The sequence below is a fragment of the Bradyrhizobium sp. S3.3.6 genome (genome assembly GCF_040546905.1).
GTDB lineage: Bacteria > Pseudomonadota > Alphaproteobacteria > Rhizobiales > Xanthobacteraceae > Bradyrhizobium > Bradyrhizobium cytisi.
The window spans coordinates 705,559-725,702 of the sequence record NZ_JBEPOT010000002.1; the positions used below are offsets into that span (position 1 = coordinate 705,559).

Below are 20,144 nucleotides of genomic sequence, written 5' to 3' on the forward strand. Positions count from 1 at the left end.
TTTGCGCCAACCGGCATTCACTTCGCTTGAAAGTGCTTTAAGCCCCAGTCATCTGCCGTTCCTCGTCCGTCCACGCCACCTCGACCGGCATCAACTCCGGCTGGAGCGGCGCGTCCTCTGCCATCACGTGACCGTCCAGCCCGCGCAGCAGGGCCGCGGCCAGTGCGGCCTTCCGTAGCGGCTTCGCCAGGAAGTCCGACATGCCGGCCTCGCGGCAGATCTTGACGTCTTCGGGGAAGGCGTTGGCTGTCAGTGCGATGATCGGCAGGGCCTCGAAGCGCCCGCCTTCCGCGCGGATCGCCCGGGTCGCGGCAAGGCCATCCATCTCTGGCATGCGCACGTCCATCAGCACGATGTCGTAATCGCCTTCGGAGACGGCCGCGACGGCGTCCACGCCATCGGCGACGACCCGGAGCTCGACCTCGAAGGCACCGAGCATCTTGCTCACGACCATGCGGTTGACGGCATCATCCTCGGCGACCAGCACCTTCAGCGGCCGGTCGAGGCCCGCGATGCGGGCCTTGAGGTCGTCCGCTTCATCGCGGCCCGCGTCCTGACTTGACGTCTGCGCCTGGCTCCACGGCAGCACCAGCGTGAAGCGGAAGGTCGAGCCCTCGCCCGGCGTCGAGATGACGCCGATGGTGCCGCCCATCTGCTCGATGATACGCCGGGAGATCGCGAGACCGAGGCCAGTGCCGCCGAAGCGGCGGCTGATCGAGGCATCGGCCTGCGCGAAATCCGAGAACAGCTGTCCGAGCTTCTCGGGCGCAATGCCGATGCCGCTGTCCGTCACGGTCCATTCGACGGTCGCGAGCAGATCGCGGCGCGCCTGGCAAATCGCCTTGATCGTCACCTCGCCCTGATCGGTGAACTTCACGGCGTTGGAGGCGAGATTGAGCAACACCTGCCGGATCCGCGCGACGTCGCCGCGCAGCGTCGGCGGCAGATCCGGATCGAGCTCGACCTTGACCGCGAGCCCCTTGCTCTTGGCGCTTGCGCGCACCACGGTCGCGACCGTCTCGACCAGCGTCTGCGGCGCAAAGTCGATCGCCTCGAACGCGAAGCGCCCGGCCTCGAGCTTGGACAGATCGAGGATATCGTTGAGGATGCGCTGGAGGTTGTCACCGGATTCGCGGATCGTGGTGACGGCCTCGCGCTGCTCCGGATCGAGTCTTGTTTCGAGCAGCATGCTCGCAAGTCCGAGCACGCCGTTCATGGGCGTGCGGATCTCGTGGCTCATCACGGCGAGAAAATCCGACTTCGCGCGGCTCTCGGCCTCGGCCTTTTCCGCGCGCCAGCGCTCGGTGACATCTCGGCCAAAGCCGCGATAACCCAAAAATTGCCCGTCGCGGTCATAGGCCGGTTTCGCCGTCAGCGACCACAGCCGCGCCTCACCGCCCGCAACGACCTTGAGGTTCATCTCGTGCAGCGGCTCGGCGTGCTCCATCAGGCCGACGACGTTGTAGGCAGCCGCCTTGTCTTCGGGGCACAGCATGTCGAGCACGTCGGCGAAGAGCGACCCCTTCAGCAGTGGAAGCGGCAGCTGCGCGACGTCGGCGAAGCGCTCTGGCACATCCGTGAGATGCCCTTCGGCGTCGGTCTGCCACAGCCAGTCGCTGGCGTTCTCCTGAAAATCCTTCAGCAGCAGCGAGATGATCTCGGTCTGGCGTTCGAGCTCGAGCCGGGCCTTGAGATTGCCGAGGAACAGATTGCCCTGCGAGACGATGTTGCGCGCCATGAAGAACGCGAACAGCAGCAGGAACACCGCGGTCAGGGCATACGGACCAGCACCGCACAACAGCATCGCGCCGGCGCAGGCGACCGTCATGGTCGCGAGATAGACGAGGCCCGCACGCGGAAAGGTCGACAACGTGAAGGCGCCGCCCGACATCATGCCAACCATCAGGCAGGCCAGGATCAGCTGGCTGGTCGGGCCGACGCGGCTGAACAATGCGAGCGGCAGCATGCCCCAGATCGCGGCCAGGAAGAATGCCTGCCGCATCATTTGCCGCGTCGCGCGGCGTGACGCTTCCTGCGGCGGATTCTGCTGCGCGCGCCGCCACGCCCTCACCGCGAGCGAGGCGGCGGCGGCAAGCGTCATGCCCCAGATCGCGAGGAAATCGTTCCAGCCCCGGCCCCAGAACAGGATCAGCACGATGGCGACATTGAGCATGGTCACGGCCATCGTCACCGGGATGGCCCGCGTCACGGCGTCGATCTGCTTGGCGCGGATGCGGCGCAGCTCGCGCTCGCTGAGACCGGCGGTCAGGCCGTCCTCGATCTCGAAGCCGCCGAGCCAGTACAGGAACGCGCCAACCAGGCCGTCTTTCAGGCCATCCTGCGGCTCAGTCTCTGTAGCGGATTTGTCCGGCCATCCCATCCGAGGAACCTTTTCCGCATCAATGGCCTGCCGCCTGCTTAAGCCGGGTTAATTTTGTGGGAGATTTTGCGGCGTCCTTGACGGGCACGTTTGCATTTTGTTCTAACCATGGCCCCTGCCCGGAGCCCGTCGACATGCCCATCAGAGTAGCCACCTGGAACGTGAATTCAGTCCGGCAGCGGATCGACCTTCTGCTGACCTGGCTCAGGGAGTGCCAACCGGACATCGTCTGCCTGCAGGAGATCAAATGCGTCGACGAGGCGTTCCCGCGGCTGGAGATCGAGGCGCTGGGCTACAACGTGGTCACCCACGGGCAGAAGACCTTCAACGGCGTCGCTTTGCTCTCCAAGCTCAAGTTCGACGAGACCAAGTCGGGGCTCGCCGGCGACGACGAGGACGCGCATGCCCGCTTCCTCGAGGGCGTGGTGACGCTCAAGCGCGGCGTGATGCGCATCGCCTGCCTCTATCTGCCCAACGGAAACCCGGTCGGGACCGAGAAATATCCCTACAAGCTCAAATGGATGTCGCGGCTTCTTGAGTATTCGAAGGAGCGCCTTAAGACGGAGGAGCCGCTGATCCTCGCGGGCGACTTCAACGTCATTCCGCACGCCCGCGACGTCCACAATCCCGCCGCCTGGACCGAGGACGCCCTGTTCAAGGCCGAGACGCGGGAGAGCTTCCAGTCCCTGCTCGGCCTCGGCCTTACCGATGCCCTGCGGGCCGTCACCGACAAGCCCGGGCTCTATACTTTTTGGGACTACCAGGCGGGGGCCTGGCAGAAGAACCAGGGCTTGCGCATCGACCATCTGCTTCTATCGCCGCAGGCCAGCGACCGGCTCGCCAACGTCGGCATCGATAGCTATGTGCGGGCCTGGGAGAAGCCATCGGACCACGTGCCGGTGTGGGCGGATCTGGATCTGGAGGCAGCGTAAGCGCCGCTCAGGTGGTGGGCGCGCTCCGCTTTTGCCCCATTTACGGCACCGAGGTCGCCGCGCTTACTCGTGGCGGCCCTGCACCCACTGCTCCAGCATTTGCAGGCACATGGCGCGGTCGTCGTCCGACGCCTTGGCGAAAGCGCGGTTGTAGTTTTCCTTGATCCAGGTCTCGTCGGTGCCGGCGCTGTCACGCGCCAAGGTCAGCCACATCAGGCCGCGCGCAGCCTGCCGCGGCAGCCGGTCGCCGTTGAATAGCATCTGCCCGAGCAGCGCCTGGGCCTCGTGCTGGCCCTTCTGGGCGGCGAGGCCGAGCCATCGCGCGCCGTAACGGAAATCCTCGCGCGAGGCGTCCGGCGTCTTCAGATAGAGCCGGGCGAGATCGTACTGGGCGTCCGCGTTGCCGAAATAAGACGCCGCGTAGGAGAACATCTCCCGCGCCCGGTCCGGATCGGCCTTGATCTTCGAGTTCGGGATACCGCTCAAATAGTAGCGGCCGAGCGCGACGAAGGCGTTGGCCACGACCTGCGCCTGCGGCGCCGACGGGCTGTCCTCAGCATGGGCATTGGCGATGCGGGTGAAATATTCGAAGGCGCGCACGTCGTCCTGGGCCACGCCGTCGCCGCTGGCGTACATGCGGCCGAGCTTCCACTGCGCGATCGGGTGACCGCCCTCGGCGGCATATTGCAGAGCGCTGAGCGAGGTTTCCTGGGTCGCGACCGGCGGCAAGGACTTGCGCACCGCGCCCGCAGCACCGGGCAAGGTGGTCACGACCGGGATGGTCGCATCCTTCTGGTTGACCGGCGCACCGTCGAAGGCAAGCGCCGGCGCGGCCAGCGCGGCAGCCCCCAACACAAACGCAACAATGGCACGCCTAGATGTCCGCATAACACTGTTTCTCGTGCGCGCCGCCCGGATGGGTTACTGCCCCACCGACCGCTGGTCCAACCTGCTGGGCATATTTCCAGAGCGCGCCCGTCGTGTGGTTAGTCGCGCGAGCGCTCCATTTGGTCTTGCGTTGCGCGAGCTCGGCGTCGCTCAATTTTACGTTAAGGATTCCGGCAACGGCGTCGATCTCGATGATGTCGCCATCCTGCAACAGTGCGATCGGGCCGCCGATGGCAGCTTCGGGGCCGACATGACCGATGCAGAAGCCGCGGGTGGCGCCGGAGAAGCGGCCGTCGGTGATGAGCGCGATCTTGCCGCCCATGCCCTGGCCGGTCAGCGCCGCGGTGGTCTGGAGCATTTCCCGCATGCCGGGGCCGCCCTTGGGGCCCTCGTAGCGGATCACGATGACTTCGCCTTCGCGGTACGTGCGGTTCTGGACGGCCTCAAAGGCGTCCTCTTCCCGGTCGAAGCAACGCGCCGGACCGGTGAACCTCAGATTGGACATTCCCGCGACTTTCACGATCGCACCTTCTGGCGCCAAATTCCCCTTCAGACCAACCACACCGCCGGTGACGGTGATGGGCTTGTCTGCCGGGTGCACCACGTCCTGGTGCGGATTCCACTTCACGCTCTTGAGGTTTTCGGCGATCGTTCGACCGGTGACAGTGATGCAGTCACCGTGGAGAAATCCGTTGTCGAGCAGCGTCTTCATCAGAAGCGGTATGCCACCTACTTCAAACATGTCTTTGGCGACATAACGGCCACCCGGCTTCAAATCCGCGACATACGGTGTCTTTTTGAAGATTTCGGCGACGTCGAACAGGTCGAACTTGATGCCGGCTTCATGCGCGATCGCCGGCAGGTGCAGCGCAGCATTAGTCGAGCCGCCGGAGGCCGCGACTACGGCGGCCGCGTTCTCGAGCGCCTTGCGGGTGACGATGTCGCGCGGCCGGAGATTGGACGCGATCAGCTCCATCACCTTCTCGCCTGCGGTCATGCAGAAGGCGTCGCGGATTTCATACGGTGCCGGGGCACCGGCCGAGTAAGGCAGCGCCAGGCCGATGGCCTCGGAGACGGTCGCCATGGTGTTGGCGGTGAACTGCGCGCCGCAGGCGCCGGCCGAGGGGCACGCCACGCGCTCGATCTCGTCGAGATCCTCGTCCGACATGGCGCCGACCGAGTGCTTGCCGACGGCCTCGAACATGTCCTGCACGGTGACCTGCTGTCCGCGAAAATTGCCGGGCAGGATCGAGCCGCCATAGATGAAGATCGAGGGCACGTTGAGGCGGACCATCGCCATCATCATGCCCGGCAGCGACTTGTCGCAGCCGGCCAAGCCAACGAGCGCGTCATAGGCATGGCCGCGCACGGTCAGCTCGACGGAGTCGGCGATGCATTCGCGCGAGGGCAGCGAGGAGCGCATGCCGTCATGGCCCATGGCGATGCCGTCGGTGACCGTGATGGTGCAGAATTCGCGCGGCGTGCCGCCGGCGGACGCGACGCCCTTCTTCACCGCCTGCGCCTGGCGCATCAGAGAGATGTTGCAGGGGGCGGCCTCGTTCCAGCACGAGGCGACCCCGACGAAGGGCTGGTGGATCTGCTCGGTGGTCAGACCCATGGCGTAGAAGTAGGACCTGTGGGGCGCGCGCGAAGGGCCTTCCGTCACGTGACGGCTCGGCAGCCTCTGCTTGATGTTGGTCTTGGCGTCCATCGCGACCAGTTTCCTTGGCTAACCCTTGTCAGACCCGGAACATCAGACCCAAGATTTGAATCGACCTTGGGATTTTCCGCCGCCTGCAAGGGACCAGCCCAGCCCCTGAAACATTAGAGTTGGATTTTATTCATGTTTGGGTGTGGCCAAAAAGCGGCGCCGATGCGAACGGACTGCGATAGGGGTCAAATCGCGCGGGAATGTTGCATGAAGAGCACAAAAGTGGCTCAGAGGACACGGAAAAGCCTACTGTGTTACCCTCGTGAGACCGGCCATCCACAACTACAGATTTTGTGAAGGGAGAGGCGCGCCCAGCCTTGCGGCATTGGCGAGCGGAGCCAGACTGAGTCGACCGTTTCCCACCCCATGCATCCTTCGGGGCCTCGGCTGCGCGCCGGCGCCTCGGAGTGACGGTGATGGATGAGGGCTTTCTCCCTCCACGCCGCCGCCTTGGCCAAAGGCAGCTGTACGATCAGCATCCACGCATTGACTCGTATAGGGTACCCCCCTATCTTATGGGCATGTCACATACGATCAAGCACAAGTCGAAGCTCATCGGTCGGGTCCGGCGTATCAAGGGCCAGCTCGAGGCCGTCGAGCGCGCGCTCGAGTCGGAGATCGGCTGCGCCGATGTGCTGATGCTGGTGGCTTCGGTGAAAGGCGCGATCAGCGGTCTCACCACCGAGCTCTTGGAGGACCACATCCGCCATCATGTCGTGGATCCCGCGCACGAGAAGGATCCGGAGAAGGCCAAGGGCGCCGCCGACCTCATCGACGTCGTCCGAACCTATTTGAAGTGAACGGATGACCGACCTGTCTCACCTGCTCCAGCAGAGCAGCGCGCATGCATGGCTGTTCGTGCCTAGCGCCATCCTCCTCGGCGCGCTGCATGGTCTCGAGCCCGGGCATTCCAAGACCATGATGGCTGCGTTCATCATTGCAATCAGGGGCACCGTGCTTCAGGCCGTGCTGCTTGGCCTGTCGGCGACCATCTCCCATACCGCCATCGTCTGGGCGATCGCACTCGCGGGCTTGTATTTCGGCCGGGAATTATCAGGCGAACGCAGCGAGGCCTATCTGCAAATGGCGTCCGCCGTCATCATCATCGGCATCGCCGGCTGGATGGTCTGGCGCACCTGGCGGGAGCAGAGCCACGCGCACGACCATCACCACCACGACGAACCGCAATCCATCTCGCTGGCAGGGTTGCAGCTCTTGCTGGAGGTGTTCGAGGACGGCGTGCCCCCTCGCTGGCGGATCCGGAACGAGGCCGGCGAACTTCCCGCCGCCCGCGATATCAAGGTGACCACCATCCGCGAGGACGGCTCGGAGCAGACATTCGCGTTTGCCGCTTGCGATGGATACCTCGAAAGCGTCGGGGAGATTCCCGAGCCGCATGCGTTCAAGGCGCGCATCGCGCTTGCAGGCGACGCCACCGAGATCCTGTTTGAGGAGCATGATCACGACCACATGGATCTCGGCGACGAGGACGACGCGCACGCGCGCGCCCATGCCGCCGACATCCGCAAGCGCTTTGGGGGGCGCAACGTGACGAGGGCGCAGATTGTGCTGTTCGGCCTCACCGGCGGACTGATCCCCTGCCCCGCCGCGATCACCGTGCTGCTGCTTTGCATACAGCTGAAGCAATTCAGCCTCGGCTTTGTCCTTGTGCTGTCCTTCGGTGTCGGGCTTGCGATCACGATGGTGTCGGCAGGCGTTCTCGCCGCGCTCAGCCTGCGCCATGTCGAACGGCACTGGGGCGGCTTCAGCCGTTACGCCCACCGCGCGCCCTACGTGTCGGCGGCCCTGATCGTCTTCGTCGGCCTCTACACCGGCTGGACTGGCCTGCACGAACTGATGTCGTGATCGGCAGCGGAGCGGCATCCGTTGCCTGTCCGGTCAGCCTTTCGTGCTCGCAGTCTTATCAAGCGCGGCCCGCAGGCCCTTGGCGAGCTTGATGGCGTCGTCGTGAGCCCAGAAGTGCATGAAGAAGAGCCGTGGCTGCTCATCCAGCATGTGGCTGTGCAGTGCCGTCATCTCGATGCCATTCGCCAGCAGTGCCGCAAGCACCGGATTCACCTCGTCACCCGACAGAACGAAGTCGCCGGTGATGGCGGCGTTGCCCCCGCCAGTTGGCTGGAAGTTGATGCCGATCGCAACGCCCATCGCCCCGACGGGGGTGAGCGGCATGCCCTCCTGCGTGATCGGATCGCGGCGCTTGACGTTGAATTGGTAGACGCCGCCATTGGCCTGTCCCTTCGCGCCGATGATCTGGTCGAGCTTGGTTGTATCGAGATCGACGGCGGGCGGCGGATTGGCCGGCGCGGCAACAGTCGGCGGGGTCTTGCTTTCGGCGAGTGCGTCGTGGATCGCTGAGGCCAATTTGACGGGGTCGCCGTGTCCCGCGACATGCATGTAGAACGTCGCCGGGCTCGCACGCAGGAGGTGGTTGTGCACGGCCGTGATCTCGAGACCGCTCGCGATCATCTTCGCCATCACGGGATTGATTTCGGTCTCGAGGAGCACAAGGTCGCCCATGACCATGGCGCCACCATGGGCTGGCTTGAACGCCACCCAGCCGCCGAGGGCCAGTGCCGGCTTGATCGCGACCCCGTCCAGAGTCACGGACAGATCGTTGCGAGGAAACCCGTATCGGTGGACATCATCCGAGACGGCGGCCTTGCGGCCTAGCGTTTGGTCGATCGCCTGCCAGTTGATGTCTTCCGCCTGGGCCGGCGCAATGAATTGCGCAGCGAGCGACGCTGGGCCCATGACGGCGGCCAGCAAGATGGCTGCGTGACAGGTTGTTCGTAGTCGCATGGTCATTCTCCTGGTGTCCCTGCCCCAGGTCGAATCCGTTTTTCGGGCTCAGGCATCCGCACCGCGCGCGCCGACGCATGCCGCGCGAGGCGAATGAGCCATTCTGTCGAAAGAAATCGAGGTGCGTGAAGTGGACATGCTGCGCCCTTGATGATCAGGACGCGATGCTTGGGCATGTCGCCTCGCGGGGAGACCGCATATCCCCGATGCCTCAACTAGAAACCCGGGAGTCCAAGCTGTCAATCGCGTGCAATCAGCGGATCCGCGAAAAGATTTCGCCGATCCCATGGAACGAAATCGATTGACGCCCTCTCGCCCCGGCTTTGTCCAGGGCGCTTGGCCGCTCGGCTTCGTCGAGACGGTCTGGACGACGGGCAAGCTTTAGGTGCGCTGGTCCGCACCGCGATCGAAACGCGCGAACATCGCGCTCGTCAGACCGCCGAGCAAGGTCCAGAACACCAGGCTCGTCACCGTTACCGCCGTGACGAACTGATGCGTCAGCGACGACGGCACGTTGGTCTCGATGTTGGCGAGCTCCGGTGCGCCGATCAGATGCGGCAGGGTCAGCAGGATCACGCCGGCGACCGCGGCCGGCACCGAGCGGCGGAAGGCGATCAAAGCGAGCCCTCCCGCCGTGGCCAGCACGGCGGCGAGCCACCAGATCTGGCGCGACAAAAGCGGCGCGGCGGGCACGCCGGGCAGCTCCGGAGGCAGGCCGAGGCCGGGCGCCAGGGTGAAGACGGCAAAGCCCGCGAGGCCCCACAGCAGGCCTTCATGCCAGGACACAAGGGCCCCCGTAGCGCCGCTGCGCACGGCGAAGAAGCCGGCCAGCAGCAGCGCGAATCCGATCGCGGTCAGGATATTGGCGGCCGCAGTATAGGCGTTGCGCTCGAAACCATCGCGCGGCTCCCAGGCCCCGGCGCCATGGTCGTGGCCGCCGGCGCCGTGGTCATGGCCTGCGTGGTCATGCCCGGCTGCTGCCGGTTGCGCAGTGGCCGGAGTGTCATGCTGGTGCGCCTCCGCCGCCTTCTCGAAGACTTCCGCCTTCAGGATCAGGGGGACGGTGCCGAACTGCTGGACGACGGTGACGATGAGACCGACGATGAAACCGGCAATGACCGACGCGAAGACGATCGAGCGAAATGTGCTCATGCCACCCCGGTTAGTGGCAGGGGAACGCGTTCGAGTGCCGCACGTCGTGTGCGGCGTTGTGGACGACGTCGATGTGGGAGAAGCCGACCATGCCGACGACGAACACGCCGAGCACCATGGCCATCAGAGCCTGCGACAGCCGTCCCACCTGCCCGGCGGCGACCGGAAGCGTGACCTGGGTCGTGACCTGGGCGTCTGCGAGCTGGGACTGGCTCATGGCTATTCTCCGTTGGCGATTTGCGCGTCTTCTAGCAGCTTCCGGGCAATGTCGCGACTGGTAAGATGCAGGCTCGTCCCCGGCAAAATGCCCTTGCGGGCGATCTTGGCACCGGCTGCGGCCCGAAAGGCGGCCTCAAACTGCCGGAAATAGCCGAAGCAGGCGTCCGGCGTCGGCTCGCTGCCCAGCAAGGTCCGGAAGGCGCCCCGGTGCACGGCGCAGATCGCGCCATGTCCGGCGACGGGAAACACCAGCGACGCGATGTCGTCGCGCCAATGGACCTCGTTGCTCAAGCTGTCGCGCGCCCCGTGAGCACCATAGGTGAACTCCCGGCGCTACCCTACCACAGCTATCGACGAATTCCGCCAGCCCGCAATCAGGCCGGCTCATGCTCCGCGCGCGTCCTGATCATGGCCCGCTCGCTCGCCGGCATCGACGAGCTGGCCGATGCCGGTGCGCGGCCCATCAGCGGGCAGCGGATGATGTTCTCGGCGACCGACCTGCCGAAACCCTAGGTTCGCCCGCGCAGGCGTTGGGCCCGGGCCCAGGCCGCGATCACCTCGTGCGGGGGAATGTCGACGCGCTTGATCGGTAACAGCTGCCCGGACGCAGAGACGATCGCGGTCTCCTCACGGCGGCAGCGCGGACAGACGAACCTAACCTCATGCGGCTGCGCCGACCAGCTCGCGCGTTTGACGTTGGCCGCCATCGGCCAAGCCTCGCAATGCGAGCAAGACACGAGAAACCGGCCGGGATCGAGCGTACCCATCCATAGGACTCCGTGTCCTGCCCGCTTACTCCAATGACTATCCTGCGTGATCGTTCCGGTGTCCCGGCACCGCCGAGCGAGCTCATAGCCACATAGGCCAGCGTGTCGTGCGCGACCTCGCCGGCATGCCTTGCTTTCAGTGCGCGCCGCGGAGCGTGCAGGAGGTGGTGCACGTGACCGTATTGCCGTGGTCACACGACTTGCAGGCGGCAACGCACTGGTTCATGTCGCGGGGATTGTAGGAGCTGTAGTTCCGCAGCGCGCAGAGCGGTGTCGAGCCCGTGACGTCCTGCTCCTGGTTGCAGGCTGCCGTCAGAAGCGCAAACAAGATGACCGCAAGCAGACGCATGGGATGTCAACCATCAAACGAGCTACAGGCAATTTCGCATGGCGACCTTGCCCCAGGCATTCCCATCGCCGGGAGACGCAATGCGCGACTCCCCGCTTCCCATCAAGAATGCGTCTCAATTGTTAAGAACGGCTTGCGATCACGCGCGATCCTGCAAACGCAGGGATGCCGCGTCGTGCCTCGTTCCAATTGGAACCCTTAAGCCGTTTCAGGCCGCCGCCTTGGTCGCGATCGCCTGGCGCATGTCCACCGCAAGCTGGCGGTACTGCTCCCCGAGCTTCAGGTAAAACTCGCGCTTCTTGCTGTCGGTGGCGAGCTTGGCAATCAGCTCGCATTCGGCGGTGAGCGTCTCGAACCGCTCCAGCCTGTCCTCAAGTTCTGTCATCGGCGTATCCCCATTAAACGCCTCAAGGACAACTAACCTAAGCCCAGACATTAGGTCATTGCGAACATTGTTATAGGGTAGAATCAATTATTCGCGGGCGGACGGCTATTTGCTCTCCAACCGCCAGGCGCCGTTCCAATCGGCTGCCGGCGGGTTGGCCTCGAACTGTGCAATGCGGGCGAGCATGGCGCGCGACGGGCCGTCGCCGGGAGCGCTCTCCAGCGCCGCGTTGAACGCGCCGCGTGCCTCGTCGAAACGACACGCGCGATAGGCGGCAAGGCCTTCCGCATAGTGCGCGCGCAGGCTCTCCTGCGGCGGATTGGGCGCGCCTGCCCTGCCCATCACCTCGAACACGGGCTGCGGCACGCTTTGGCCGACCACCGCGAGACGGTCGATCTCGCGCAATTCGAGGCGCGCGCCGATCGCCTCGGCGGTCGCCTGCGAGATCAGGATGCGGGTGCCGTAGACCTTGTTGGCGGCCTCCAGCCGCGAGGCGAGGTTCACCGCGTCGCCCATCACCGTAAAGCTCATCATCAGCTCGGAGCCGATGCTACCGGTCAGGACCTCGCCAGTGGCGATGCCGATGCGCAAATCGCACGGCACCGGCATGGCGCGGATGCCGAGCAGGTCCGGCAATTGCTTCTGCAACGCGGGCACTTCGTCGGCCATATCAATGGCGGTAAGCCCGGCGAGCAGCGCATGCTCGTCCTCCTCGACGAAGGGCGGGCCCCAATAGGACATGATGGCGTCGCCGATATATTTGTCGATCACGCCACGGTTGTTCCGGATCGGAGCTGACATCACCGTGAAATAGTGGTTCATCACCTTGACTAGGCCGCGCGGGGTCATGCCCTCGCTCATCGAGGTGAAGCCGCTCATGTCAGAGAACATGATGGTCATCACCCGGCGCTGGCCGTCGATGGCAACCTCGGGCCGGTCGATCAGGCCCTGCACCACCTTGGGATCGATATAGCGGCCGAACGTCTCGCGGATGCGCTCGTTGTGGCGCAACTGCTCGATCATGCGGTTGAAGGCGGCCGCGAGCTCGCCGATCTCGTCCTGGGTCGAGACCGTGATGGCCTTGTCGAAGCGGCCCGCCTCGACCTCGCGAGTGCCGGCGAGCAGCAGCCGCACCGGGCGGGTGATGCCGCTACTGACCAGCAGCGCAAAGGCAAATCCGACCACCGCCGCAAGGACGGTGACGATGCCGGAAATGATGATCGCCTGCCGCTGGTGGCGGATCACCTGCGACGTAGAGACGAAAACCTGCTTCAGCATGTCGGCCCGGATCGCGTCGATCTTCTCGTTGAACTGGTCGCGCAGCGCGTCGATATGCTCCAGCGTATTGCGGGCTTCTATCATCTGCTGGGCGTCGATCTGCTTGAGCAGCTTTGCGTGGTCCTCGTTCTGATCGCGGCGCAGCTCGATGACGGCGGTCTCGATCCGGGTCTCGATCCGGGCCAACGCGGCATTGTCGGAAGGCGTCCTGGTATCGTCGATGATCGCGTTGATGTGCTTGCGCGCGCTCTCGGCCTCCTGCTCGATCTTGCGGTCAGCGTCCTCGAACTCGCGCAAGCGCGCCGCATAGGCCTCCTCGTCCGTTGGCGACTGCATCTTCATCATGACCATGCGCCGCAGCGCTACCGCCCGCTCCAGCGAACGGATATTGGCGCGCGCCAGATCTCCGTAGGCCGGGATGTAGCGGTTGGTCAGCTCGTCAAGGAGGATGCCGACCTGGCTGGACATCACGATCGACAGGATCGAGGTGACCAGCATCAGGACGATCAATCCGAGGGCGATGCCGACGATCTTGCGCCGGATCGACTGGTTGAAAAGCGGCATGAGGCGCGGGCAAAGGGGTGAAAGAAGGCTCGGGAACCCAATACACCGAATTTGGGCCCGGGAACACGCGCAATCTGGCCGTTCACGCGCCAAGAGCTGCCGCAACCGTCGCGCAAACCCTATTCGTTAACGAAGGTTAAGAGCTCTCCGTTTATCCTCCGTTGCGCAAGTTCCCGCGTTCCATCCGTATTTTGCCGCATTGTTGCGGCAGCGTGAGGAATGCGAAACGATGCCGTGTCATCGTTCTTGATGGGGTTTTGATTCTCGGCCGCATGTCGTCGCGGACTTTGGTTTGTGCTGGTTTCGCAGGGGGACCACGGAATGAACCAGTGCCTACGCTCGCTCGCGTGTGTGTTTGCCATGGCCGCTGTAGCCCTCCTTCCGACGGAGCTGGCAGCGAAGACCAAGTCATCAGCGCCGAAGAAGACGCATGAGGCCAAAACCGGTAAGCACCGTCATGCTGCATCCGGCAAGCACGGCAAACATGCCGAGGCCAGGCGCAAGTCGAAAAAGCAGGACGACGAGCCCGCGGACAAGCCCGCCCCGCCGCCGCTGACCGGCGACCTCGCCGCGCTCAAGGACGCGATCGACCTTGCACGCAAGGGCAAGACCGATGATGCGACCGCGGCGCGCGACCGCATTGCCGATCCCGCCGGACAAAAGCTCGCCGACTGGTTCATGCTGCGCCATTCCGAGAGCACGGCGGATTTCAAGCGCTACGCCGCCTTCCTCGCCGCCAATCCGGATTGGCCGAGCGCCGCGCTGCTGCGCCGGCGCGCCGAGGCGCGGCTGTGGCAGGAGAAGACCGATGCGGCCACCGTGCACGCCTTCACGATGGACCGGCCCACCAGTGCCAAGGGCGGTTTCGCGCTCGCCCGCGTGCTGCTCGCCGAAGGCGACAGCGACAGGGCCGCGCGTCTGGTGCGTGAGGCCTGGCGCTCGGAGGAACTGTCCGAGCGCAGCGAGGAGGATTCCTACGCAGCGTTCCGCGACCTCCTGACCGCCGAGGATCATCGCGCCCGCATGGACAAGCGCCTTGGCGCCAAGGACTACGCCGGCGCAAGGCGTGCGGCCAAGCGGCTCGGCGAGGACGCGCTCGCGATCGTCAAGGCCTGCGCGGCGGTCAACGGCAAGGAGAACAAGGCCAAGGACTACCTCGAAGACGTCTCGGCCGATGCTCGCCGCGACCTCGGCTATGTCCTCTGCCGCGCGCAATGGCATCTCCAGAAGGACCGCATCGACGATGCGGCCGAGGTGATCCTCGCTGCGGCGCCCGACACCATGGCGGTGCAGGATACCGATGCCTGGTGGCGCGAGCGCCGCCTCCTGGCGCGAAAACTGCTCGACCAGGGCAAGTCCGGGACGGCCTATGATGTGGTGCGCGCCGCCGCGGTGCCGGCGATGGAGGTCTATCGCGTCGACTATCACTTCATGTGCGGCTGGATCGCGCTGCGCTATCTCGACGATCCCAAGACCGCGATGATGCACTTTGCGGCGATCGACGAGGGCTCGCCCAATCCGCTCGCGCTATCGCGCGCCCATTACTGGCGCGGGCGCGCCGCCGAAGCCATGGGGGCCACAGCCGACGCGCGCATGAGCTACAGGGCCGCCGCGCGCTATCCAACCGCCTATTACGGCCAGCTCGCCCGTGCACGCCTCGGCCTCGAGGGAATCGAGCTGCGGGCGCCCTCGCCCGTGCTGGCCTCCGTCGGCACGCCGGCCACGGACGAGCGCGTGCGCGCCGCCGACATGCTGTACGGCATCGGAGAGCGCGACACGGTGTATTACTACGCCGAGGATTTCGCCAAGGAGAGCACCGACGTCGCGGCGCTCGAAGCCCTCGGCGAGCTCGCCGGCCGGCGCAACGATGCGCGCGTCATGCTCGAGGTCGGCAAGTCGGCGCTGGCGCGCGGGCTGGCGCTGGACCATTACGCCTTCCCGACGATCGGCATTCCTGAACATAAGCAGGTCGCGCCCGCGATCGAGACCAGCGTGATCTATTCAGTGGCGCGCACCGAGAGCTCGTTCAACCAGCGCGACAAGTCGGCCGCCAATGCCGTCGGGCTCATGCAGGTAACGCCCGAAGCCGGCCGCGATACGGCAAAGCGCTTCGGCGTGACCTATGACTGGGACAGGATGGTCTCCGATCCCGTCTACAACACGCAGATGGGTGCCGCCGAGCTCAGCGCGTTGCTGTCGGAATATCGCGGCAACCAGATCATGACCTTCGCCGGCTACAATGCCGGCCGCGGCCGGGTGCGCGAATGGGTGCAGGCCCACGGCGACCCCAGAGATCCCAAGATCGATCCGGTCGACTGGGTCGAGCGCATCCCGCTGTCGGAGACGCGCAACTACGTGCAGCGGGTGATGGAGAACGTGCTGGTTTACCGGGCCCGCTTCGAGGGCAGCGGTATGGTGGCCGGCAAGGACGTCCAGCGTGTCACGTCACAAGACGTGGGTGCGGCACCGACGGCATCGGCCGCAGCCCCCTCGCCCTAGGCCCGCACCGCCGGGGCTGGAGCGCGGCGCGAAGCTGGACGGGGTGACTGCGGCCGACGGCTCTGCGCGGCCGGCATCGTGGGGTCAGCCGTCACCTCCTTCCGTGGTCAGAAGGTCGTGCGCGCGCAGATAGGCTTCGGTCAGCGAGCGCGAGAGTGCGCCCATCTGCATCATCAAGCTCCAGGCCGAAATGGCCGTGAGCACCGTGATCGCCTCGAGCGAACTGCGGTAGGGCCAGAATATCTCCATGGTTGCCTGCTGCCGGTAGCAGTCATAGTCGCAGTACCGCTCTTGCATGGAGGCATGCCGGAGGTAACTCGCGCCCAGCGGCCGGGCGCAGGCGCTACAGGTAGCGCCGAGGCGAGGTGTTTCCTGATTGACGAGCATGAATCTCAACGTCGTGCCCTCTCTTGCCGCCTCGACCGGTTCTCTCCTCAGGACGCCGCTCGCACACGCTCCCCGATCGGCGCCAACGCTTCGTGATGAAGCGCGTAGCATTCGTGGTCGCAGTAGGGCAGCAGCGTTCGGACGTCGCGCAAATAGCTGCCGCTGATCTCCTCGCAGCACCACAGACAGAACGTCTTGCGGAAAGGGGTCCTGCCGTTCACCAATATGAACCTCACGTGGCACCTCCCAGCGCGAAGCAATAGACCGTATCGACCAGGGAAGCGGACGGCGGCGGCGCGCAAAGATGGTTGCGGCCGTCGGGATTGTCCCTGTTTCGCTCGACTTTCTGGACCGGGATCAGGATGTATTTCCCGTCCTCCCGGCGCCGCGCGTAGATCTTGCCGTCGACATAGCGGATCTCGGTCGGGTAGCAATCCGCGCTGTTGCAGCAGCTCAGCACCGGATTGTCGGGCATGTGCCAGCTCGAATAAAACTTCTCGTGCAGAAGCTCGTCCTGAGGCGGATGGTGACGATGTGCAGCATCCGGTCCAACCTCGTCGGCCTTCACGCCCGTCATCAGGGGAAGCGGCAGCGCGATCGCCAGGAGGAGCTTGCCGACACGGTTCAACACGTAGCCTCCTGGTTCGGAAGTTTCCTGGTGACGGTCCCTGCGGCTGGTCCTTACGCCGCCTGGAACCGGAACAGCCAGCGGCGGTCGCGCTCACGGCGCGCCCTGAAGCGATCGAGACATTTCCGGGAGCAGAGCGGCGCTCGCCAGGAATAATACCGGATCAGGCCGAACTTCCCGCTGCAGACGGCGCAGCTTTTTGCGGCAGAAGGGCGCTCGGAGTGTTCGGGCTTATCGCACATGATCCTCTCCTCTTCGCCTCTGATGGGTGCCTCTGATGGTCCAGGCTCCCACGGGCGCTGATGCACGGTCATCACGTTCGTCAACGAAATGCGGCTTCTCAATCATGACCGGCCAGATCATCGGCAAGTCAGGCGTCGGCGAAGGCGAAGCTGGCCTCTTGGGTGCACGACACCGAGCTACTCGACGGCTCGTGCTTCGCGATCGACTCCACTGGATTGACGGTGAGACTAGTCCCCATACGGCGGGCCGCTCAATTGTACGGAAGTAAATGCAGCGTATGACTAGGGTTGCGCGACCTATACATAGGTTTGTCCGGTAGTTTTCCGGAGTTTCGCCCGCGCGCAACGAGACGGCGCAAGCCTGGCAAGCTGCTCGGAGGCCGCGAATTTCCGGTGCGGAAATCCCGCTTTGATCGGAATTGCCCCTCTTGGAGCAAAGTGCTCTACTCGCCCCGCCCCCAAGCGGGCCGGGACGCCTGCGATGATGCCTGGCCAGATCGCAAAATTAGGGAACTCGGCCGCGCAATTCCTGCTCGGCGGCCTTGCGGCGCTTCGATCTCTCGGCAATGCAGCGAAAGACGAGCCCGCGGCTGGAGAAGGCCGGCGGCAGGATAACGCCGACCTGCGCGACGCCGTAAAGCAATGGCGACAGGTGTTCGAGCACAATCCGGTCATGTACTTCATGGTCGATCCCGCCGGAACGGTGCTCAACGTGAATCCATTTGGCGCCGCGCAACTGGGCTACACCGCGGCCGAGCTGACCGGCCAATCCGTGCTGAACGTCTTCTTTGAAGAGGACCGCGATTTCGTCCGTCGCTGTGTCGGGCTGTGCCTGGAAACCGTGGACCAGTCGCACACCTGGGAGATTCGCAAGATCCGGAAGGACGGCTCGGTTCTCTGGGTCCGTGAAAACGCCAAGGCCATGCTGCGCGGCGACGGTACGCCCCTCGTGCTGGTCGCCTGCGAGAACATCACCCAGCGCAAGGAGGCGGAGGATGCGCTGCGACAGAGCGAGGCCTACCTTGCCCAAGCTCAGGAATTGAGCCGCACCGGCAGCTTCGGCTTGAGTCTGGCAACCCGCGAGGCCGTCTGGTCCAGGGAGACCTTTCGCATCTTCCAATGTGACCCGGAGGTAAAGCCGACCCTGGATTTCGTTTTCCAGCGCATCCATCCGGAAGATCGCGATGCGGTCAGCAAGACCCTCGATCGTGCCTTCCGCGACGTGGAGGATTTCGACCATGAATATCGCCTGCTGATGCCCGATGGATCAATCAAATATCTCCATTCCGTGGCACGCGCGGTGAGACATGGATCCGGGCACATCGAGTTTGTCGGAGCCGTCACTGACGTCACGACTGCAAAGGAAGCGGAACAGAGGTTGCGCCGCAGCGAGGCCTATTTGACCGAAGCCCAGCGCCTCAGCCATACCAGCAGCTGGGCCTGGGACGTGCGTCGCCAGGAGTTCGCTTACCGATCGGCCGAACTCTACCGCTTGTTTGGATTCGACCCGGACCAGATCGATCTGTCGGCACGGGCTTTCCAACAGCGGATCCTCGCCGAAGACTTTGGCCGGATTGTCGATATGGAACGTCAGGCAATCCAGCAAAAGCAGCCTTTCGAAGTTGATTTTCGGATTATGCGTCCGGACGGTTCGGTAAGACACGTCCATACGGAGGGGCATCCCGTCATCGGCGGGGACGGCGATGTGATGGAAATCATCGGCACCCACGTCGACGTCACCGAGCAGTTTGCTGCAAAACAAGCGCTACGAAAGGCCTTTGACGAGCTCAAGCAATCCGAGCAGCGATTCCGCGACTATGCCGAAACCGCATCGGACTGGTTTTGGGAGACCGGGCCGGACCACCGTATCACACGGATCTCGGAACATGCCGATACGGCCGGTGCCGTGCCCACGGGCGTGATCGGTCTCGCCCGTTGGGACATTCCGCCCGACGCCGAGCTCGAGCCCGAGAAGTGGGAGCGGCATCGCGCGACGCTCGATGCCCATCTTCCGTTTCGCGACCTGGTGTACCGAAGCAAGGATCGCAACGGATCTCCAATCTACGTGCGCACCAGCGGCAAGCCCTTGCACGATGCGAACGGCAGCTTTCTCGGCTATCGTGGCGTCAGCAGCGACGTGACGGCGGCGATCCGTGCCGAGCAGGCCGAAGAAGCACTGCGCAAAGCGCAAGCCGAGCTTGCTCACGTCACGCGCGTCACGATGCTCGGCGAACTCGCGGCCTCGATTGCCCACGAGATCAATCAACCCTTAGCCGCCGTGATCTCCAATGCGGATGCCTGCATCGGATGGATCGACCGCGAACCGGTCGAGCTGAATGCCGCGCGCCGTTCCGTGGAATGGATCGTCGAGGACGCCAATCGCGCCAGCGAGGTGATCCGCCGGATCAGAGCGCTTGCCAAGAAGACCGAGATCGAGATGGCTCCACTCGACATGAACCAGCTCGTCAGGGAGACGGTGGCGCTCGTTCGGCGCGAGCTTGCCACCCATGCTGTGTCGGTGCGAATGGAGCTGGCGTCCGCTCTGCCCCGGGTTTGCGGCGACCGGATCCAGCTGCAGCAGGTGCTGATCAATCTGGTCATGAACGGGATTGAAGCCATGCACGCCAATGTGGAACGCCCGCGCGAGCTTGCGATCCGCTCCAGCCAGGTGAGCGAGCACGGCGAAGGCCGCATGCTCGTGACCGTGACAGATCGCGGAGTTGGCCTTGGCAACGGCGCGACGGAGCGCATCTTCACACCTTTCTTCACGACAAAGCCGAGCGGCCTGGGGATGGGACTGTCGATCTGCCGATCGATCATCGAGGCTCACGCGGGCCGGCTCTCGGCCTTCCCCAATGACGGGAGCGGTGCAACATTCCAGATTGCCCTGCCCTTGCCGACCGAGGACACGTCGTGACCGACCTTCCCAAGGCCGCGACGGCG

General features: G+C 64.6%; 18 protein-coding genes. 5 read left to right on the plus strand and 13 right to left on the minus strand.

Going from position 1 to position 20,144, the window contains the following annotated elements; all coding sequences use genetic code 11:
• Window positions 1-37: 37 nt before the first annotated feature.
• Window positions 38-2,380: an ATP-binding protein gene (locus ABID59_RS08005; protein ID WP_354083008.1), complete on the minus strand. Its 2,343-nt coding sequence runs from the start codon at window positions 2,378-2,380 to the stop codon at window positions 38-40.
• Between the two features lie 134 nt (window positions 2,381-2,514).
• On the opposite strand from ABID59_RS08005, the gene xth reads away from it, so the two are divergent.
• On the plus strand, window positions 2,515-3,312 hold the full coding sequence (gene xth, locus ABID59_RS08010) for an exodeoxyribonuclease III (RefSeq protein WP_354083009.1): 798 nt from the start codon (window positions 2,515-2,517) through the stop codon (window positions 3,310-3,312).
• Window positions 3,313-3,375: 63 nt separating this feature from the next.
• Here xth and ABID59_RS08015 read toward each other — a convergent pair whose 3' ends face one another.
• Together ABID59_RS08015 and ilvD are read right to left on the minus strand one after the other, a co-directional pair.
• Complete coding sequence (locus ABID59_RS08015) at window positions 3,376-4,200, minus strand: tetratricopeptide repeat protein (RefSeq protein WP_148753758.1); 825 nt, start codon at window positions 4,198-4,200, stop codon at window positions 3,376-3,378.
• A complete protein-coding gene (ilvD, locus tag ABID59_RS08020; RefSeq protein WP_354083010.1) occupies window positions 4,187-5,911 on the minus strand; it encodes a dihydroxy-acid dehydratase in 1,725 nt (574 codons plus the stop codon). The genes ABID59_RS08015 and ilvD overlap by 14 nt, the downstream gene beginning before the upstream one ends.
• A gap of 521 nt (window positions 5,912-6,432) precedes the next feature.
• Here ilvD and ABID59_RS08025 point away from each other — a divergent pair.
• Complete coding sequence (locus ABID59_RS08025) at window positions 6,433-6,711, plus strand: metal/formaldehyde-sensitive transcriptional repressor (protein ID WP_063706516.1); 279 nt, start codon at window positions 6,433-6,435, stop codon at window positions 6,709-6,711.
• A gap of 4 nt (window positions 6,712-6,715) precedes the next feature.
• Window positions 6,716-7,777, plus strand: coding sequence for a nickel/cobalt efflux transporter (locus ABID59_RS08030; RefSeq protein ID WP_354083011.1), 1,062 nt, complete (start codon window positions 6,716-6,718; stop codon window positions 7,775-7,777).
• A gap of 33 nt (window positions 7,778-7,810) precedes the next feature.
• Here ABID59_RS08030 and ABID59_RS08035 read toward each other — a convergent pair whose 3' ends face one another.
• The 8 genes from ABID59_RS08035 to ABID59_RS08070 all read right to left on the minus strand — a co-directional run bounded on the left by ABID59_RS08035 (window position 7,811) and on the right by ABID59_RS08070 (window position 13,445).
• Window positions 7,811-8,683 (minus strand): DUF1259 domain-containing protein, encoded by an 873-nt coding sequence (locus ABID59_RS08035; RefSeq protein WP_354083123.1) that lies wholly within the window; start codon window positions 8,681-8,683, stop codon window positions 7,811-7,813.
• Between the two features lie 429 nt (window positions 8,684-9,112).
• Window positions 9,113-9,883: a CbtA family protein gene (locus tag ABID59_RS08040; RefSeq protein WP_354036984.1), complete on the minus strand. Its 771-nt coding sequence runs from the start codon at window positions 9,881-9,883 to the stop codon at window positions 9,113-9,115.
• A 10-nt stretch (window positions 9,884-9,893) separates the two neighbouring features.
• On the minus strand, window positions 9,894-10,100 hold the full coding sequence (locus ABID59_RS08045) for a CbtB domain-containing protein (RefSeq protein ID WP_354083012.1): 207 nt from the start codon (window positions 10,098-10,100) through the stop codon (window positions 9,894-9,896).
• Between the two features lie 2 nt (window positions 10,101-10,102).
• Window positions 10,103-10,393: a hypothetical protein gene (locus tag ABID59_RS08050; RefSeq protein ID WP_148753753.1), complete on the minus strand. Its 291-nt coding sequence runs from the start codon at window positions 10,391-10,393 to the stop codon at window positions 10,103-10,105.
• A 218-nt stretch (window positions 10,394-10,611) separates the two neighbouring features.
• Complete coding sequence (locus ABID59_RS08055; RefSeq protein WP_354083013.1) at window positions 10,612-10,869, minus strand: hypothetical protein; 258 nt, start codon at window positions 10,867-10,869, stop codon at window positions 10,612-10,614.
• Window positions 10,870-11,005: 136 nt separating this feature from the next.
• Window positions 11,006-11,218 carry a hypothetical protein gene (locus tag ABID59_RS08060; RefSeq protein ID WP_148753751.1) on the minus strand — a complete coding sequence of 71 codons (213 nt, stop codon included), beginning with the start codon at window positions 11,216-11,218 and terminating at the stop codon, window positions 11,006-11,008.
• Window positions 11,219-11,426: 208 nt separating this feature from the next.
• Window positions 11,427-11,603 carry a hypothetical protein gene (locus tag ABID59_RS08065; RefSeq protein WP_187435144.1) on the minus strand — a complete coding sequence of 59 codons (177 nt, stop codon included), beginning with the start codon at window positions 11,601-11,603 and terminating at the stop codon, window positions 11,427-11,429.
• A gap of 105 nt (window positions 11,604-11,708) precedes the next feature.
• Window positions 11,709-13,445 carry an adenylate/guanylate cyclase domain-containing protein gene (locus ABID59_RS08070; protein ID WP_354083014.1) on the minus strand — a complete coding sequence of 579 codons (1,737 nt, stop codon included), beginning with the start codon at window positions 13,443-13,445 and terminating at the stop codon, window positions 11,709-11,711.
• A gap of 321 nt (window positions 13,446-13,766) precedes the next feature.
• On the opposite strand from ABID59_RS08070, the gene ABID59_RS08075 reads away from it, so the two are divergent.
• Entirely contained in the window at window positions 13,767-15,944 is a 2,178-nt protein-coding gene (locus ABID59_RS08075) for a lytic transglycosylase domain-containing protein (protein ID WP_354083015.1), read from the plus strand.
• A gap of 84 nt (window positions 15,945-16,028) precedes the next feature.
• On the opposite strand, the gene ABID59_RS08080 is transcribed toward ABID59_RS08075, so the two are convergent.
• On the minus strand, window positions 16,029-16,241 hold the full coding sequence (locus ABID59_RS08080) for a hypothetical protein (RefSeq protein WP_354083016.1): 213 nt from the start codon (window positions 16,239-16,241) through the stop codon (window positions 16,029-16,031).
• A gap of 322 nt (window positions 16,242-16,563) precedes the next feature.
• Window positions 16,564-16,962: a hypothetical protein gene (locus ABID59_RS08085; RefSeq protein ID WP_246230135.1), complete on the minus strand. Its 399-nt coding sequence runs from the start codon at window positions 16,960-16,962 to the stop codon at window positions 16,564-16,566.
• Window positions 16,963-17,682: 720 nt separating this feature from the next.
• On the opposite strand from ABID59_RS08085, the gene ABID59_RS08090 reads away from it, so the two are divergent.
• Complete coding sequence (locus ABID59_RS08090; RefSeq protein WP_354083017.1) at window positions 17,683-20,118, plus strand: PAS domain S-box protein; 2,436 nt, start codon at window positions 17,683-17,685, stop codon at window positions 20,116-20,118.
• Window positions 20,119-20,144 lie beyond the last annotated feature (26 nt).

Bases quoted from the DNA above. Each gene is read 5' to 3' on its own strand.
- ABID59_RS08005 (WP_354083008.1), bottom strand. From the start codon at position 2,380: ATGGGATGGCCGGACAAATCCGCTACAGAGACTGAGCCGCAGGATGGC.
- xth (WP_354083009.1), top strand. From the start codon at position 2,515: ATGCCCATCAGAGTAGCCACCTGGAACGTGAATTCAGTCCGGCAGCGG.
- ABID59_RS08015 (WP_148753758.1), bottom strand. From the start codon at position 4,200: ATGCGGACATCTAGGCGTGCCATTGTTGCGTTTGTGTTGGGGGCTGCC.
- ilvD (WP_354083010.1), bottom strand. From the start codon at position 5,911: ATGGACGCCAAGACCAACATCAAGCAGAGGCTGCCGAGCCGTCACGTG.
- ABID59_RS08025 (WP_063706516.1), top strand. From the start codon at position 6,433: ATGTCACATACGATCAAGCACAAGTCGAAGCTCATCGGTCGGGTCCGG.
- ABID59_RS08030 (WP_354083011.1), top strand. From the start codon at position 6,716: ATGACCGACCTGTCTCACCTGCTCCAGCAGAGCAGCGCGCATGCATGG.
- ABID59_RS08035 (WP_354083123.1), bottom strand. From the start codon at position 8,683: ATGGGCCCAGCGTCGCTCGCTGCGCAATTCATTGCGCCGGCCCAGGCG.
- ABID59_RS08040 (WP_354036984.1), bottom strand. From the start codon at position 9,883: ATGAGCACATTTCGCTCGATCGTCTTCGCGTCGGTCATTGCCGGTTTC.
- ABID59_RS08045 (WP_354083012.1), bottom strand. From the start codon at position 10,100: ATGAGCCAGTCCCAGCTCGCAGACGCCCAGGTCACGACCCAGGTCACG.
- ABID59_RS08055 (WP_354083013.1), bottom strand. From the start codon at position 10,869: ATGGGTACGCTCGATCCCGGCCGGTTTCTCGTGTCTTGCTCGCATTGC.
- ABID59_RS08060 (WP_148753751.1), bottom strand. From the start codon at position 11,218: ATGCGTCTGCTTGCGGTCATCTTGTTTGCGCTTCTGACGGCAGCCTGC.
- ABID59_RS08065 (WP_187435144.1), bottom strand. From the start codon at position 11,603: ATGACAGAACTTGAGGACAGGCTGGAGCGGTTCGAGACGCTCACCGCC.
- ABID59_RS08070 (WP_354083014.1), bottom strand. From the start codon at position 13,445: ATGCCGCTTTTCAACCAGTCGATCCGGCGCAAGATCGTCGGCATCGCC.
- ABID59_RS08075 (WP_354083015.1), top strand. From the start codon at position 13,767: ATGAACCAGTGCCTACGCTCGCTCGCGTGTGTGTTTGCCATGGCCGCT.
- ABID59_RS08080 (WP_354083016.1), bottom strand. From the start codon at position 16,241: ATGCAAGAGCGGTACTGCGACTATGACTGCTACCGGCAGCAGGCAACC.
- ABID59_RS08090 (WP_354083017.1), top strand. From the start codon at position 17,683: ATGATGCCTGGCCAGATCGCAAAATTAGGGAACTCGGCCGCGCAATTC.